Origin of the sequence: Bacillus sanguinis, assembly GCF_018332475.1 — a bacterium.
Lineage (GTDB): Bacteria > Bacillota > Bacilli > Bacillales > Bacillaceae_G > Bacillus_A > Bacillus_A sanguinis.
Genome location: NZ_BOQB01000603.1, coordinates 1 through 446 on the forward strand (window position 1 = coordinate 1; position 446 = coordinate 446).

Genomic DNA, 446 nt, shown 5'->3' on the forward strand with positions numbered 1-446 from the left:
AATCGAATTGGCAATACTGGTGCCATTATGTCGGATTTCTTACTAACATATTTAAGTGTATGGATTTTCGGTAATATTTTATTAGACAACTATATGCAAATTGCATGGGGAAGCATCCTTTCTGCGATCGTCTTCACATTATCTGAAGTAATTGTCCATCGCTTTTCTAACTCACGCACAAGACACCACAACGATAATATTCATATTAATCGCCGTTTTGCATACGGTACAGAATTTGCTGAAGAGCAGAATATATTGGATAAAGATAAAAAGAAGTAATATTTTGATGCAGGAGCGCCCTTTTTAATTTTGTGGTGCTCCTTTTTTGTGTTTTCATTATGGTACGTGAAATTATATTGACGATCTTTCAAATATATTTATCGTAACTTGAAATATATGAACAATTATTTCAATGTATCGACGTTTTGACAAAGGATATCGACTTA

Annotated in this window: 1 protein-coding gene; it reads left to right on the forward strand. The window is 33.0% G+C overall.

Annotated elements, in window-relative coordinates:
• Positions 1-279 (forward strand): DUF2512 family protein (locus tag KI369_RS28805; RefSeq protein ID WP_212959035.1); only part of this gene is annotated, 279 nt, incomplete at its 5' end.
• Positions 280-446: the final 167 nt, after the last annotated feature.